Origin of the sequence: Coprococcus sp. RTP21428st1_C9_RTP21428_210409, assembly GCF_040227395.1 — a bacterium.
Lineage (GTDB): Bacteria > Bacillota > Clostridia > Lachnospirales > Lachnospiraceae > Coprococcus > Coprococcus aceti.
Genome location: NZ_JBEHVV010000063.1, coordinates 1 through 16528 on the forward strand (window position 1 = coordinate 1; position 16528 = coordinate 16528).

General features: G+C 44.9%; 16 protein-coding genes and 1 riboswitch. Of the genes, 6 read left to right on the top strand and 10 right to left on the bottom strand.

Annotated elements, in window-relative coordinates:
* Together ABUA34_RS11110 and ABUA34_RS11115 are read left to right on the top strand one after the other, a co-directional pair.
* On the top strand, positions 1 to 804 hold an 804-nt coding region (locus ABUA34_RS11110), incomplete at its 5' end, for a fibronectin type III domain-containing protein (RefSeq protein ID WP_349823308.1).
* Positions 805 to 987: 183 nt separating this feature from the next.
* A complete protein-coding gene (locus tag ABUA34_RS11115) occupies positions 988 to 3060 on the top strand; it encodes a GH25 family lysozyme (RefSeq protein WP_055146437.1) in 2073 nt (690 codons plus the stop codon).
* 89 nt (positions 3061 to 3149) lie between these two features.
* On the opposite strand, the gene ABUA34_RS11120 is transcribed toward ABUA34_RS11115, so the two are convergent.
* The 10 genes from ABUA34_RS11120 to ABUA34_RS11165 form a co-directional block, all read right to left on the bottom strand.
* Positions 3150 to 3728: a hotdog family protein gene (locus tag ABUA34_RS11120; protein WP_022215816.1), complete on the bottom strand. Its 579-nt coding sequence runs from the start codon at positions 3726 to 3728 to the stop codon at positions 3150 to 3152.
* Between the two features lie 103 nt (positions 3729 to 3831).
* A complete protein-coding gene (gene bioB / locus ABUA34_RS11125; RefSeq protein ID WP_022215817.1) occupies positions 3832 to 4812 on the bottom strand; it encodes a biotin synthase BioB in 981 nt (326 codons plus the stop codon).
* A gap of 251 nt (positions 4813 to 5063) precedes the next feature.
* Positions 5064 to 6002: a transketolase family protein gene (locus ABUA34_RS11130; protein ID WP_015533848.1), complete on the bottom strand. Its 939-nt coding sequence runs from the start codon at positions 6000 to 6002 to the stop codon at positions 5064 to 5066.
* Entirely contained in the window at positions 5999 to 6826 is an 828-nt protein-coding gene (locus tag ABUA34_RS11135; RefSeq protein WP_004850272.1) for a transketolase, read from the bottom strand. The genes ABUA34_RS11130 and ABUA34_RS11135 overlap by 4 nt, the downstream gene beginning before the upstream one ends.
* Positions 6827 to 7042: 216 nt before the next feature.
* Complete coding sequence (locus ABUA34_RS11140; protein ID WP_349823309.1) at positions 7043 to 7891, bottom strand: YdcF family protein; 849 nt, start codon at positions 7889 to 7891, stop codon at positions 7043 to 7045.
* The gene (locus ABUA34_RS11145) at positions 7892 to 9244 is read right to left on the bottom strand and encodes an MATE family efflux transporter (RefSeq protein WP_022215819.1); all 1353 of its coding nucleotides are present in this window, start codon (positions 9242 to 9244) and stop codon (positions 7892 to 7894) included.
* A gap of 222 nt (positions 9245 to 9466) precedes the next feature.
* Positions 9467 to 10777: a phosphomethylpyrimidine synthase ThiC gene (thiC, locus tag ABUA34_RS11150; RefSeq protein ID WP_004850265.1), complete on the bottom strand. Its 1311-nt coding sequence runs from the start codon at positions 10775 to 10777 to the stop codon at positions 9467 to 9469.
* A 418-nt stretch (positions 10778 to 11195) separates the two neighbouring features.
* Positions 11196 to 11304: riboswitch (TPP riboswitch) on the bottom strand.
* Between the two features lie 83 nt (positions 11305 to 11387).
* Positions 11388 to 11897 (bottom strand): GNAT family N-acetyltransferase, encoded by a 510-nt coding sequence (locus ABUA34_RS11155; RefSeq protein ID WP_349823310.1) that lies wholly within the window; start codon positions 11895 to 11897, stop codon positions 11388 to 11390.
* A 221-nt stretch (positions 11898 to 12118) separates the two neighbouring features.
* Entirely contained in the window at positions 12119 to 12808 is a 690-nt protein-coding gene (gene pnuC, locus ABUA34_RS11160; protein ID WP_349823311.1) for a nicotinamide riboside transporter PnuC, read from the bottom strand.
* A gap of 149 nt (positions 12809 to 12957) precedes the next feature.
* On the bottom strand, positions 12958 to 13416 hold the full coding sequence (locus tag ABUA34_RS11165; RefSeq protein ID WP_349823312.1) for a GNAT family N-acetyltransferase: 459 nt from the start codon (positions 13414 to 13416) through the stop codon (positions 12958 to 12960).
* Positions 13417 to 13710: 294 nt separating this feature from the next.
* On the opposite strand from ABUA34_RS11165, the gene ABUA34_RS11170 reads away from it, so the two are divergent.
* The 4 genes from ABUA34_RS11170 to ABUA34_RS11185 all read left to right on the top strand — a co-directional run bounded on the left by ABUA34_RS11170 (position 13711) and on the right by ABUA34_RS11185 (position 16461).
* On the top strand, positions 13711 to 15033 hold the full coding sequence (locus ABUA34_RS11170) for an MATE family efflux transporter (RefSeq protein ID WP_173796055.1): 1323 nt from the start codon (positions 13711 to 13713) through the stop codon (positions 15031 to 15033).
* Between the two features lie 138 nt (positions 15034 to 15171).
* On the top strand, positions 15172 to 15447 hold the full coding sequence (locus ABUA34_RS11175) for an ArsR/SmtB family transcription factor (protein WP_173794857.1): 276 nt from the start codon (positions 15172 to 15174) through the stop codon (positions 15445 to 15447).
* A 50-nt stretch (positions 15448 to 15497) separates the two neighbouring features.
* On the top strand, positions 15498 to 16052 hold the full coding sequence (locus ABUA34_RS11180) for a DUF5714 domain-containing protein (RefSeq protein ID WP_173796054.1): 555 nt from the start codon (positions 15498 to 15500) through the stop codon (positions 16050 to 16052).
* Positions 16045 to 16461 carry an arsenate reductase ArsC gene (locus tag ABUA34_RS11185; RefSeq protein ID WP_055273711.1) on the top strand — a complete coding sequence of 139 codons (417 nt, stop codon included), beginning with the start codon at positions 16045 to 16047 and terminating at the stop codon, positions 16459 to 16461. Before ABUA34_RS11180 ends, ABUA34_RS11185 begins: the two co-directional genes overlap by 8 nt.
* Positions 16462 to 16528 lie beyond the last annotated feature (67 nt).

Here is a 16528-nt window from a genome sequence, read left to right on the forward strand (position 1 = left end):
GAGACAGCCAGCGCAGTGAGCGGATTTACCGGACCTGCTGTTCCTTCCCAGATCGCAACCGCATCAAGGACAGCCAATTCCGTGACCATAAGATGGACACAGATATCTGATGCCACAGGCTACACGGTATACAAATATAATACGTCCAGCAAGTCATTTGAGCAGGTGGCACGTATCAGCGGAAGCAGCAACAGAACATACACATTTACAGGACTTAAAGCCGGAACAGAATACAAATTTGGAGTGAGAGCATACACAGAGCGGAATGGATTCACAGGCTTCAGTGACCGCAAGGATTTCAGCTCCTGCACTCTCCCGGCAACCTTTACGTCATCCTTCAAATACACACCACTTGGATCGCAGAGATTCCTCCAGTGGTCAAAGCTGTCATACGCTGACGGCTACATCGTATACAAGTATGATCAGAAGGCAAACAAATACACAAGAGTTAAGAAGATAACATCCAACAAGACAAATTTCTGTTTTGTTCCTAACCTCAGAAGAGGCTACGGTTACCGTGTTCTTGCTTACATGAAGTACAACGGCAAGATATACTACGGTGCAATTTCAAAAGCACCGATCAAGAATACATCTCTTACCGGAACGATCACTGACAGCAGCGTAAACCTCCGTGCAAAAGCCGGAACAAACAGCAGAGTAGTCAGAACGCTTGCAAGGGGTTCAAAGGTCAAGATCTCCGGCTACGCAAAGTCTGGAAGATATATCTGGTATAAGGTCACATACACCAGAGGCTCCAGAAAATATACGGGCTATATAAGATCTGATTTCATACGTGTCAAGTAATTCTGATTCTTATACAATTAAAATAGGGAAAAGCATACATACTATGTATCTCCTGCTTTTCCCTATTTTTTTTATATTTTTTCTCAATATTTTTCTCATGCAGGCCTTTTATTAATAATATTTTAATAATATTTTAATAATCTTTTTGTAATATAATCGTAACATTTGTATTAGGAGGCTTACATGAGAATAAAACGATTATCTAAACAACTTTTTATTATTTCCCTTGGAATATTTATACTGACTGCGGCAGATAATATCTTCGACTCTGCCACAGTATACGCGGCTGACACCTCCACCATCTCAACATCATCGACCAGATCTGAGGTCCAGGAGGTTGTGGATGAAGGTAACTTTGACTACACTCAGTTGAGCGATGCCGAGATCGACCACATATATAGTCTTTACGGCAACGATCCTGAGACGATAAGGCAGTTGCAAAAGCAGTCAGACAGCGCTAATCCTTATGGTGTTGCCACGCTCTCATCGACAACATATACACACGCATCCCAGTTCAAGAACTCCACTGTCATGAAGGGGATAGATGTATCGGAGTGGAACGGTTCCATCAACTGGAGAAAGGTAAAATCCAGCGGCGTTACATTTGCCTTTATCAGGGCTGGAGGAAGGTACTATGGCTCAGGTGCATATTTCGTCGACTCCAAATTTGCTGAGAATGTCAAGAATGCAACTGCGGCAGGGATTGATGTCGGAGCGTACTTCTACTCTCAGGCCATAAACGCCACCGAGGCCAGGCAGGAGGCGGCATACACCTTGAACATCGTATCCTCTTACAACCTGACACTTCCCATCGTCATGGACTACGAATACGCATGGGAGGGTGGACTGACCGGCAGGCTCTACAATGCGCACCTGTCCAAAAGTGCTGCCACCACGGTCATCAACACTTTTTGCAGTACAGTGGAAGCAAGCGGCTACGTGGGCATGCTGTATGCGAGCAAAAGTGTTATAACCGATGACATGAAGATCACCAGTATAAACAACAAATACCCGATATGGAATGCGCAGTACAACGATTCAGACACGCTGACCGCCACTCATTCATATTGGCAGTACGATGACAACGGAACCGTCGCCGGAATAAGCTATCCGACGGATCTCGATTTCAAATATGTAAATACACCGGCAGCACCTACAGAACTCACATTTAAGTCATCGACCAACTCATCCATAACCCTCACATGGAATAAGGTTCCGGAGGTATATGGTTATCAAATAGTTCGTTACGATGAGGCCGAAGGAAAATATGTGTCGATCGGAACAACAAAGGGGGCTGGAACTCTGACCTACACTGATAACGGTCTCACCAGCGGTAAAAAATATACCTACATGGTGCGCGGATACCATAAATTAAATACCGGCACTGTATACGGAGCTTACTCGCAAGAATATAGCTGCACCGCCACCTATGCAGAAGCTGTAACTGCATCGACAGATCCTGAACCTCCAATCTTCGATACCGCCCCGGACATGCCTACCCAGGCCGCAATAGCAGACAGGACTTCCAGTTCCATTAATGTCCGCTGGAGCAAGATTTCCGGAGTCACAGGCTATTTCGTGTACAAATACAACACGTCCACTGGTAAATATGACAGAATTGCAAGATGCATAGGCGACGAATCCAGAAGTTATAACTTTACCGGACTTTCTCCCGCCACAACATACAAATTCGGCGTGAGGGCGTATTATGAATACAACGGTGTGATCATGTACAGCAACCGCCTGGAGTTCAGCAAATGTACAAAGCCACGAACCTTTACATCTTCATTTAAGTATACTCCTATCGGTTCGTATCGCTGTCTGCACTGGCAGAAGCTTTCAAATGTATCCGGCTACATCATATACAAATATGATATTGCCCATAACAAATACACAAGAGTAAAGAAAATATCCTCTTACAAAACAACCAGTTGTATACTTCCTGCTTTGAAGAGTGGCTTCGGCTACAGGATTCTTGCATATAAGAATGTCAATGGTTCGATAGTATATGGCGACATTTCAAAAGCTCCCGCAAAAGCCAGCTCATTGAGCGGAACAGTCATTGACAGCCAGGTCCGTCTCAGGGCAGGGGCAGGAACCAACAAACGTATCATCCGGGAACTTGCCAGAGGATCAAAGGTCAAGATCAGCGGCTGCAAATATTCCGGCAAGAATGCGTGGTATAAGATCACTTACACCAAGGGCTCAAAGAAATACACCGGATATGTAAGATCCGATTTCATAAGAATAAACTAGTCTTAATTCAAACAACAAAATAGGCATCATACCTGATCAGGTATGACGCCTATTTTGTATCTATCATAATGATCGTCTGTTAGCGGAAACTATTTCACAACCTTGAATGAAGCCTTTACATAGCCATCTGCATAAAGCACAAGCTCTCTGCCATTGCTGCCCCACATGAGCTCTTCCTCTGCGTATGAAGGCTCTACAAACTTAACGTCAAGTCTCTTCAGGTCCTCGTGTGCACATGCTGCTGTGCGGAGGAGCAACATTCCCTGAACTACAGGATGGTCTGTGAGGTGGATCTTATTCTCGTCTCCTGTCTCCTTGCTGAATGCATAAACCTCTTCCTTTGTAAATGTGTGGAATGGCTTCTCGTCCTCATAATCCGTCTTCTCCACTCTCTTGATCTCCTTCTCCTTGTCTGATGCCTTTACGAGTGTGATGGTCATCTTCTCAACAGGAGTCTCTTCTCCCTCTACCTTTCCAAGGATAGAGAGTATGTACATGAATGCGTTCTCCTTAACATCACCATACTCATATGTGATGCTGTCGGCAGCCTCTGCCTTCTCTCTGTCTACTGTGTAGGATATCTTGCCTATAAATGCGCCCTGATATGTGGATGCATCCATGTCTGTCATCTTTGTTCCAAGTCCCATGATCCTGTCATAAATCTTCATATACTTCTCCTTCTAAAACTTATTCTGCATGTTATATTCTCTTATTTGCGTGCAGTTAATCCTTCTCATCCAATTGCCTTGCGCACGGAACACCCACTAATGTCTATGAATGTTTTCTGTCCGTGACAAATCCGTTTCTTCTTATCATGTCAAAGTCAAGGTCAAATGATGTGCCATCGGTGGTCAGGAAGTCACCGCTTATGACCGCATTTGCCCCGGCTGCAAGTGCAGCCTCGCCGTTGTCCTCATATCTTCCTCTTCCAGCCGCAAGCCTTATCATGACTTGGGGCATGACAAATCTGTATACTGCTATCGTTCTGACGTACTCCTCCTCAGTGAGAGGTGTCTTGTCATAGAATGGCGTCCCCTCCCTCGGATTGAGGAGGTTCATCGGAACCGAATCCACGCCAAGCTCTCTGAGTTCAAATGCAAGCGCCACCCTGTCCTCAAGAGTCTCGCCCATGCCGAACAGACTGCCACTGCACACCATGAGTCCCGCAGCCTTTGCAGCGCGTATTGTCGCCTTCTTCTGTTCCTGGGTGTGACTGGTGCACACCTCCGGAAAATATGCAGGTGATGTCTCAAGGTTATTGTGTATCATTGTAAGTCCCGCACCCTTAAGCTTCGTAAAGTCATCCTGATCCAGCAGGCCAAATGACGCGCATATGTTGATATCCACATTGTCGTGTATATCCTTGACCGTTTTCTCAGCAAGCTCAACCTCCCGCTTTGAAAGTCTCCTGCCCTCAGCCACAAGGCAGTACCTGAAGCTTCCCTTGTCATAGTCAATCGATGCACCCTCAGTAACCGCTTCATTACCAAGCAGATTTATCTCTGGTATATCCTTCTTCGCTATCCTGGACTGTGCACAGTATCTACAGTTCTCTGTGCATCTGCCCTCCTTCACGCTTATGACCGAACACACATCGCACCGGTCTCCGCAGAAATACTCTCTTATCTCATTTGCTGAAGCCGCCAGTATATCCAGATCCTCATGTGCAAGCTTTAGAGCCTCATCATATGTGATCTCCGCTCCACCATTCAGCACGCGGTTCTTAAGCTCCTCTACATACTCTCTGCCCATATGATTCCTACCTCTTTTCTGTAAAGTTCCCAGTTTCATCTGGTCTTCAGCCCTTGTGTATGTAAATCACAGAATCTGCCGGATGTCTGCAGTGTCTACCGCCCATCTGACAGTTCATATGTATATATGGAAAGAGCCTGCCACCGGCAGGCTCCCCCATCTGTATATAACTCTCTATATCTTTCACAGATATTTAGTATCAGCTATTTATCTTGTGTTCTCTGTTATGTCTCCAAATGATCACATTAGGATTACAGCGCAGCCTTGATCTGCTTGTAGATACCCTCGGCATCAAGCTCATACTTGTGAAGCAGTTCCTTTGCAGGGCCTGACTCACCAAATGTATCTCTCACACCGATCCTTGTCAGCTTTGTAGGACACTTCTCAGCAAGAACCTCTGCAACAGCACTTCCGAGACCACCTATGATGGAGTGCTCCTCAACTGTGAACACTCTTCCTGTCTTCTGAGCTGTCTCAGCGATGATATCCTCATCGATAGGCTTGATAGTGTGGATGTTGATGAGTTCAGCATCTATACCGTCAGCAGCGAGCATATCCACAGCCTTCACAGCCTCAGATACACAAAGTCCTGTAGCTATGATAGATATGTCCTTGCCATCTTTGAGCTTAACGCCCTTACCGATCTCAAACTTGTATGTGCTCTCATCGTTGAGGACTGGAACTGCCAGTCTTCCGAATCTGAGGTATACAGGTCCTACATACTCATATGCAGCCTTGACTGCTGCTCTGGCCTCTACATCATCACATGGGTTAATGACAACCATGCCTGGTATCTCTCTCATGAGTGCGATATCCTCACAGCACTGATGTGTTGCTCCATCCTCACCTACTGAGATTCCTGCGTGGGTTGCACCGATCTTCACATTCAGATGTGGATATCCGATAGTATTTCTCACCTGCTCAAATGCACGTCCTGCAGCGAACATTGCAAATGAACTCATAAATGGAACGTATCCGCATGTTGACATTCCGGCAGCTATTCCTGCCATGTTCGCCTCCGCGATGCCACAGTCAACGTGTCGCTCAGGATAAGCTTTCTTAAAAATAACTGTCTTGGTTGCCTCTGCAAGGTCTGCATCTAAAACAACAAGATCATCATGCTCCTTTGCGATCTCTACTAAGGCATTGCCATAGCTCTCTCTGGTTGCGATTGCTTTATTCTCTATCATAATGCTGCAGCCTCCTTCTCAAGTTCTTCCATGGCGATCTTATACTCTTCTTCATTCGGAGCCTTTCCATGCCAGCCGGCCTTGTCCTCCATGAATGATACACCCTTGCCCTTGATCGTGTGGGCGATGATCGCTGTAGGCTCACCCTTGTGGGACTTTGCCTCAGCAAATGCCCTGTCGATCTCGTCAAAGTCATTGCCATTGATATTGATAACATGGAAGTTGAATGCCTTGAACTTCTCATCTATAGGATATGGTGAACATACATCCTCAACCGTTCCGTCAATCTGAAGATTGTTGTTATCTACTATAACGCACAGATTGTCAAGCTTTCTATGTCCTGCGAACATAGCTGCCTCCCATATCTGTCCCTCCTGGATCTCTCCGTCACCGCAGAGACAGTATGTTCTGTAATCCTTGCCCTGCATCTTTGCTGCAAGTGCCATACCTACTGCAACTGAAAGTCCCTGTCCCAGTGATCCTGATGACATATCCACTCCTGGAGTGTGCTTCTTGTCAGGATGTCCCTGAAGGTAAGATCCAACATGTCTGAGTGTCTTTAAGTCTTCTATTGGGAAAAAGCCTTTTAACGCAAGTGCTGCGTAGTAGCCCGGAGCTGTGTGTCCCTTTGAGAGCACGAATCTGTCACGATTCTCGTCCTCAGGATTCTTAGGATCCACATTCATCTCCTCGAAATAAAGATAAGTAAACAGGTCTGCTGCTGATAATGAGCCGCCTGGATGTCCGCTCTTTGCATTGTATACACCTGTAACAATGCCCTTGCGAACTTCTACAGCTTTTTTCTGAAGTTCTAATTTGTTCATCTCATTCTCCTTTTAACTGGATACTGTATTTGTATCATACAGAGTCATTATAACATAATTTCTTCTATTTAGAAGTACGTTTTTACATGCATTTTTCAAGAAATATTACAAGGTTTTTTTAAGGTTATCTGTGCATTTCGACCAAATATACCTGCATGGGTGTCCGGCGGATCATTGTATTCACTTTGTCCGCCTCGCAGCGCACCTGTCCACATATCAGCCGCTGATCCACTCATACAGTATGCCTGCCATCTCCCTGACATAGTATGTCGGAAGCAGCCACCATGCAGTGCTTCCGGCTATGGAACCCGTATCTATACCCTGCTTTTCCGCAATTCTCTTTGCCCTGTACTCATGGAATTCATTTGTCACGATATTCATTCCGTCAGGCAGGTCATTCTGTTCTATTATCTGAGCCGAAAACTTTATATTCTCCCTTGTGGATGTGGACTTGTCTTCCATATATATTCTCTCCGGAGCAATTCCGTGCTCTGTAAGGTATTCATACATGCACTGAGCCTCCGACATGCTCTCATCTGCGCCCTGTCCACCGGACACAACACATACAGCCTCCGGGTTCTCATCAAGATAATCCTGTGCTGCTATAAGTCTCTCTCTCAGCATAAGGCTTGGTCCACCGCCTCTAACTGCGCATCCGAGCACTACGACTGTGGCATCCTGTTTAGGCTTTACACAAGCCGCATAGACCATGTGATAAGTGATGACCACAACAAGGGCAAGCGCAGCAGTGACAAGTGCAAGCACGAAACTTAAGCATATCTTTCCTGCTTTTTTATCCCAAAGCTTTCTGACAGATTTGTCTATCTTTGCCCTGAATACTCCATACAATGTGAGAAGTGCAAACACGCCTGTTCCCAGCAGGGTTCCTATATTCACATGACAGCCTCTAAGCACCGGATATATGAACATCAGCATTCCCAGCACGCCTATTATACAGAATATAACTCTCCATATATGATATCCCCGTGTACGCACCGCCACACCATCTTTGTTTATTTCTTTACTCATATCTTCATGGCTCTTCTGAGTCATTTTATCTGTCATCTATTCTATCCTCCCTGTTTTTTCTCTTTTCAGCTTCTTAATACCATTCACACAGAATAACAGTGACATAACTGTTGCTATAGTCCAGCCTATCGGCCAGGCCAGCCATATTCCTGTGGCGGAACCTATAACTCTTGACAGCACTATCGCCAGCACCACTCTAAGTATCAGATCCGTAAACGTCGATGTCATGAATCTGCCCATCATGCCTGTTCCCCTTAGTATTCCATCAGCTACAAGTTTTGCCGATACTACAAAGTAGAACGGCGCCAGTATCCTGAGATACGTGACTCCCGTGTCAAGGGCAAGTCCTGTCCTATTCTCCATAAATGGATACATGCCATAACGGCCAAAGAAGAAGTACAAAACCGCAAATGGTATGCATAGTCCCCATATGAGTTTTATTCCAGCTTTAAGTCCCTGTCCTATCCTGTCGATCTTACCCGCGCCAAGATTCTGTGCGGTATAGTTGGATATTCCATTTCCAAGTGTTGTAAATGACGTTATGACGAGATTGTTGAGCTTTACAGCCGCCGCATAGCCCGCTATGACAGAGGCTCCAAATCCATTGATGACGCTCTGAATAATTATATTTCCAACTGAGATAAAGCTCTGCTGAAGTATGCTCGGTATGGCTATGACTGCTATCTTGCCCAGCATGCTTCCCGAAAATACACGGACCTTCCCCTCAGTGCGAACTGCTGTCAGGCGTCTGAACACAACTATTATCGCAAGTACAGCGCTCACGCCCTGACAGATGAATGTAGCCCACGCAACTCCATTTACCCCCATCTCAAATGTCTTTACAAACAGTATATCAACGGCTATATTGGACACCGATGAGATGGCAAGGAATATGAACGGTGTTCTCGAGTCGCCCAGCGCAGAGAATATTCCTGTCGCTATGTTGTAGAAGAACAAAAATGGCACGCCCAATATGTATATGTTCAGATAAGTAAGCGAATCTCTCATCAGCTCATCCGGGGTATCAATAAGTGCCAGCAGTCTCTCTCCAAGCAGGAATCCAACCAGCATGAGAACCGCCACAAGTACCGCGCTTGCTATGAGAGTAGTCCAGACCGCAGTCTTCATCTCGCTGTATTTCTTTGCCCCGAACAGCTGGGATACTATGACCGAACAGCCTATATTGCATCCAAATGCAAATGCTATGAAAATAAGTGTTATCTCATAGCTATTGCCGACCGCCGCCAGAGCATTTTCTCCTATGAACTGCCCCGCCACAAAGCTGTCCGCTATGTTATAGAGCTGCTGAAATATCACACTTCCGAAAAGTGGCAGGCAGAATCTCCAAAGCACGGATTCAGGCCTTCCCACAGTAAGATCTTTGTTCACTTTTTTCCCTTCTTTTCTATAATTTACTCCTGTTTTCGGTTTTATTCTAAACTCGTTCACCCGGCATTACAATAGGCAAAATAGTAAACATCTTCGGCTGAACACCCGTTTTTTGTACTTATTCCCATATATTTTCTATCATGTTATGCATATAAAAACGACAGTACATGCCGAGATGGACATATACTGCCGAATCTTTTTATATTTTAAGTTTCTTGGTAATTACAGTATATCTATGTATTCCCCTGACAGCGCCTTGTTCATCGATCTGACAGCACAGAATTTACCGCACATACTACACGTGTCGCTGTACTCGTCATCAGGCTTTCTGCTGTCCCTGATCTCCTTTGCAGTCTCAGGATCTATGGCACATGCAAACTGTGCATCCCAGTCGAGGACACGTCTCGCATCCGCCATCTTGTCATCTATATCCCTCGCTCCAGGTATCCCCTTTGCTATATCTGCCGCATGGGCTGCTATCTTGGAGGCTACGATTCCCTGCTTGACATCGTCTACATTTGGCAGGGCAAGGTGCTCTGCTGGTGTTACGTAACAGAGGAATGCTGCGCCGTTCATGGCTGCGACCGCTCCGCCTATGGCACTTGTGATGTGATCGTATCCCGGTGCTATATCTGTGACAAGAGGTCCAAGTACGTAGAATGGTGCGCCCATACAGAGTGTCTTCTGAACTTCCATGTTGGCTGCAATCTGATTGAGTGGCACATGACCAGGGCCCTCAACCATAACCTGTACGTTATGATCCCACGCGCGCTTTGTCAGCTCTCCAAGTCTGACAAGCTCCTCTATCTGACATACATCCGTTGCGTCCGCAAGACATCCCGGACGACATGCATCTCCAAGTGATACTGTCACATCGTATTCCTCGCATATATCAAGGATCTGGTCAAAATACTCGTAGAACGGATTCTCATTGCCTGTCATGGTCATCCATGCAAATACAAGACTGCCGCCACGGCTGACTATATTCATCTTTCTCTTATGTTTCTTGATCTGTTCGATCGTCTTTCTTGTTATTCCGCAGTGGAGAGTCACGAAGTCAACTCCATCCTCCGCGTGGAGACGTACCACATCGATGAAATCCTGTGCTGTCAGTGTCGCAAGATCTCTCTGATAGTGGATAACGCTGTCATATACCGGCACAGTTCCTATCATAGCCGGACACTCTGAAGTGAGCTTCTGTCTGAACGGCTGTGTATTGCCGTGGCTTGACAGATCCATGATCGCCTCTGCTCCCATCTCGACAGCACTCATAACCTTCTGCATCTCGATACCATAATCCTTGCAGTCTCTTGACACACCGAGGTTGACATTGATCTTGGTCCTCAGCATGCTTCCAACTCCCTCTGGGTTTAAGCATGTGTGCTTCTTATTGGCAGGTATCGCTACCTTACCCTCTCCTACCAGTTTCATCAGCGCCTCAGTGGACATATGCTCTTTCTCGGCAACTTTCTCGATCTCAGGAGTTACTATGCCTTTTCTTGCTGCGTCCATCTGTGTTGTGTAATTTCTCATCTGTTCCTCCAATCTGATCCGGCTTTATAAATCTGTTCCAGATCTAATATTTGTTTCTCTTACACTTTTATAGTGGCGGAAGGTGGTGCCCCCAATCAGCCACTTTAGGAATATCCCACTCACGTAGATTATTCCTTATAAAGGAGCAGACGCATTTAAGGCGCTTACGCGCGGCGTCTGCGTAATATGTCGTCAAGCACCGCTTGATGACCTGCGCGCACATCAGTGCGCTTCCACTCTTCACAAGGAATCCTCCCACTTACGTGGGCCCCTCCTTATAAAGGAGCAGACGCATGAAAGGCGCTTACGCGCGGCGTCTGCGTACTTCACAAGGAATCCTCCCACTTACGTGGGCCCCTCCTTATGAAAATAAAAAGAGACACAGGAATGCGTCTCTTCTTTATTACTTACATCATTATGTATGTATCAAACGTATCCCTACGGCGGCATTATCCGCATCAGGTTGTGGGTCGAAGCGTTCAGCCTCCTCTCAGCCGGCTAACTCGCCAGCTCCCCATATACTATCCAATTCTCTGACAACAAGTATACCGCTGTCAGATCGTAACATCAACATATTTTTCTGTGATGTTACACCATATGCTGCAACTCATTACTGATCTGCATCTTTTCTAAGGTCATAATAGTGCGGAATGATATCCTCGTAATGTCCATCCGGCATTCTGAAGCCTCCCGGTATGACTCCCAGCGGAGTAAAACCAATCCTTTTATACAGATGGAGTGCATGTACATTTGATGCTACTACGGCATTGAACTGGAGCACTCCAAAGCCTTTCTTCTTTGCCATGGATATACAGTCAAGCACAAGCTTTTCTCCTATGTGCTCACCGCGGATATCGCGTCTCACGGCATAGCTGGCGTTACATATATGTCCGCATCTTCCCACGTTGTTCGGATGAAGTATGTAGAGTCCTACCACCTCACCACTCTCTGAGTTCTCGGCGATACCGGTATATGTCTGCTCTTTGAAAAATGCATCTCCTGATTCCGGTGTCAGGACTTCCTCCTGTGGAAATGCCACGCCATCATCCACAACCTGGTTCCAGATCTCTGATGCTGACTTTGCATCTGCTGCCATGTACTCTCTTATGTTTATATTCATCTATGCGTCCTCCTATTATGATAAGATTTCACTTATGTTCTATTTATTATTATATCGTTCTGTCTGGCAGCGCACTATGTATACATCAAAACAGTGTATATTGCCGATATTCAGCAATAATAATCAGATTATGGTGCTGACAGTTATGGGCATATAGCTGTCAGCACTTTAAACATTGTACTACTGTCTATTTATGTTGCAAATTGCACCTCCTTTATCTGCTACATATCCACAGCCTGCCTCACTTCTCTCTTTTTCCAGCTCACAAATCCATACATGTCGTTCACAAAGAATATGACGAAGTTTACAACTACAGGAATATATGCCGGATTCTCAAAAGATGCGAGGACCCATAATACTATGAGTACTACATCATTTGCTGCATATCCCACCGCATAGTATGACGATCTCAGCATGGTGAGCGCAGCTGCCAGGAAACTTGTGACTATGGATATTGTGCTGAATACTATATTCGGCGTGTCAAGTATCATGAGTATATAGTAGAATACAACCGTTACAAGCACTGTGCTGACAGTGAGCCATATCACATGCCTGCGTGTCAGTTTCTGTATGGCTACCTCACTGCTGTTGCCCTCCGATGGATTCTTAAACCATGTTATGGCTGACCACACCGCCATCGGCATCGTCATCCCGAGGTAGGTTATCATCTCCCCCCAATAACGGAACCTGAAGGATATGATACCGTATAATATGCTGAATACGACCATCAATATCTGCGCCCACACATTTCCTTTTGCAGCAAATATAAGCGATGTCACACCTATGAGTGCCGCCGCCAGTGTGAGGATATCCAGATCTGTAGCGAGAAGATTTGACGCCAGCACTATAATGAGGGAACACAGCCAGATAAGCCATTCCCGCTTAGTCAGTTCTTTTATTGGATTGTTCATGATGTCTTTACTCCTTCTGCTCCACTGGGGTATCTTTAAACCTTCTAATACTGCGTCTTTTTTCTATGCTATCTCTTACTTCCATAGCTATGTCTGCCTCCGTCTGTCTCCGTAAATATATGTATGTAAACTGTCTATTATCCAAAGCATCATAATTGCTGTATATCTATAACCATGCACTCCTCAGATGCCTTAAATCCCATTGATTCGTACAGCGGTCTTCCGCTTTCTGTGGCATCAAGGCTTATCTCCGTGGCGCCATGTGCACGCGCATCCCCTATAAGCATATTCACAAGATGCTTGGCGATTCCTCTTCTCCGATAGTGCTCTTCTGTATATACATTCATGAGATGTGCTCTCTTTCCTGATGAGTGAGAAAATGTTGGCATTATTTCAATATAAGACATACTGGCACACGCCACACATCTTCCGTCATTGACAGCTACAACTGTTGTCTGATCACCCTCAAGAAAATACCTTCTGCTGCTCACCACCAATTCATCATCAAATATGTAATCAGCAGGAAGATCATTGACTATCCTAAGCATGGACAATCTGACATCCATCAGCATATCTATATCATTTGCATCTGTCACTCTATACTCCATAATACCCCCTTATTAATCCTTGACATTTTCATGCCTCCTGTTATAATAACACAAGTCGGACGGTATGTTGAATATTAATATACCTTGCAAGGTGTTCTGCAGATGCAGGATTCCCGGATGGAACATGAATCGCGATAAAAACATATCAGAATTTTCATGAGCCAGATAAGATACTTTATCTTATCTGGCTCTTTTTTTATGCGGCTGGCAGGTTAATGTGTCCCCGCGATCATGTGCCTTTCCGATTTTCAATGATTTTCAATTATAAACTTTTTTTGTTAAGGAGATTTACAAATGGACCTGTTAAGAGACAATCTGAAAAAGCTTTACTTCAAATTCCTCATTCCTTCCCTTGGAAGTGCCATGGTCATGTCCATATACACCCTGACTGATGCCATCGTCATCGGCAAAGGTGTTGGAACTGATGCCCTGGCCGCTCTGAGCATCACAACGCCTCTGCTGTGCATACTTATGTCAACTGGAATTCTCTTTGGCGTAGGTGGATCAGTACAGATGAGCGTGCACAGAGGAAGTGGCAACACAGTGAAATCTAACCGCTACTTCACCGTGTCATTCATGATGATCGCAGCAGTCACCGCACTGCTGTGGATACTGTACGTAACATGTATGCCATCACTGCTTAGACTCATGGGAGCAAATGCCACTCTATACCCATATGCCATGTCATACATGCACTATATAAATATGTTCCTGCCGGTTGCAGTATTTTCCAACTTCGTAGCTATATTTGTGAGGGCTGACAATGATCCGGGCCGCGCCATGGCAGGCGTCCTGCTAGGTGGAGTGTTCAATATCGTGATGGACATTGTACTGGTATTCCCACTGAAGCAGGGAATCGGCGGAGCTGCACTTGCCTCTGTTATCGGTATGCTGATCCAGGTACTTGTCGCCTCATCGCATTTTCTCAGCAAGAAGAATGGGCTGCGTTTCATAATGCCACACAGGATCCTGAACAGCATGAAGAATATCGTGGCAGCCGGTATCCCGAGCTTTTTCAATGAATTTGCAAATGGATTTATAGTACTGCTGTTTAACATACAGATATTGAAGTACTGCGGCGAGAATGCCCTGTCCATATACAGCGTCATCTCCAACTGCGTCATCCTGTTCAATTCTCTGTTCACAGGAGTTGGTCAGTCTGTGCAGCCTGTGATCTCGACCAACTACGGAGCAAATAACATAGGCAGAATAAACGCCATAAAAAGAATGGCTTACACAACCATCCTGATCATGGGTGCGCTGTTCTCACTTCTTGGAATACTTTTTCCAAGGGTGCTCTGCGGTGTGTTTATAGATATGAATGAAGGTCTTGGTGTCATTGCCGATCTTGGTGTCAGAGCGTACTTCTTTGCATTTGTGCCATTTGGAATCAACCTGATGACCTCCTACTATCTCCAGGCCATACTGAAATCCGGGCAATCTCTGTGTATATCACTGCTCCGAAACATCATACTCAGCAGCGTGTGTATACTGACGTTCCCTGTTTTGACCGGTGGCAACAGCTTGTGGTTTGCTGCACCTGTGACCGAGGCTATGACTCTTACTGTCAGTCTGGTATTTCTGGCGCAAGAATCTAAAAGGCAGGGTGTCCATTAATAATATATGGCACATGATATTTGGGGCTTATGCTGAGCCTATAAGTACAAATGTTAGGATATTTGCAAAATGCATTGACGTTCATCTATATATGTGCTAATTCTATATATAGATGATTATCAATGTGAGGTGAATGAAATGAAGTTAACAGATGTTGCTTTAATATGCAAAGCACTTGGAGATTCAAACAGACTGGAAATAGCGCAGATGTTGTCAGATGGAGAGAAATGCGGATGCAGGATTTTAGAGAGATTTAGCATTACCCAGCCTACATTATCTCATCATATGAAAATACTGGTGGAATGTGGGTTGGTTAATGACCGGAAAGAAGGCAAATGGCATCATTATTCATTGAATTGTGAAGCTTTAATAGAATTCAAAAATTATATTGGCAGTTTGACATGTGAGTTATGATTTATCCAACGCTGATTAAGAATAGCTAATAAGACGAAAGGAAGATTTCCATGACAGTAAGAGAAAAAGCAGAACTGATTGTAAAAGATATAAAGAAAGAACAGGAAACAAATCCGGTTATCATTTTTAAGAATATTGCAGAGAAGGAATATGTCAGTATTCATGGACCGGAACACCATATATTAGATGGCGCAAGTTTGCTTGTGGCCTACAAAAACGCAGGTGGAGAGATAGACTTAGATCAGGCATTGGACAGGCTGATGGCAGAAGGACTTAGGATGCCGGGAGCAATGTGTGGTTTATGGGGAATATGCGGAGCAGTCACTTCTATTGGTGCTGCACTTGCAATCATCGATGGAACAGGTCCGCTTTCAACAGATGGAACATGGGGAAATCATATGCAGTTTACCTCGAAAGCAATAGGAGAATTAGGAACCATAAACGGACCAAGATGCTGCAAGAGAGATGCAATGGTAGCGTTTAAGAATGGTATCGATTATGTGAATACTCATTATGGTGTAACATTGCATTACGAACAAATGCCATGCGGATTCACAGAACTTAATGAGCAATGTATAAAGGAGAGGTGTCCATTTCATGAGTAAGAAAAAAGTAGCTTTTATTTGTGTCCATAATTCCTGTCGAAGTCAGATTGCTGAGGCTTTGGGAAGGCATCTGGCATCAGATGTATTTCAAAGTTATTCGGCGGGTACAGAAACAAAACCTCAGATTAACCAGGATGCTGTTCGTATTATGAAGGAATTATATAATATAGATATGGAAGCAGAGGGACAGTACAGTAAGCTGGTTAGTGATATTCCAGATCCGGATATTACAATATCAATGGGATGCAATGTAGGATGTCCCTTTATAGGCAGGCCATTTGATGATAATTGGGGACTTGAAGATCCAACCGGGAAAAGCGATGAAGAATTTAAAGTAGTCATTGAACAAATAAGGCATGATATTTTAGGGTTAAAAGGCAGATTGAATCAAGTAGCAGGAGCAGAATAACTCTGCTCCTACTTGGTATAAATTCAGTGCTTTATACAGAATTCACAGCCACCGCTCTGTCCAATAC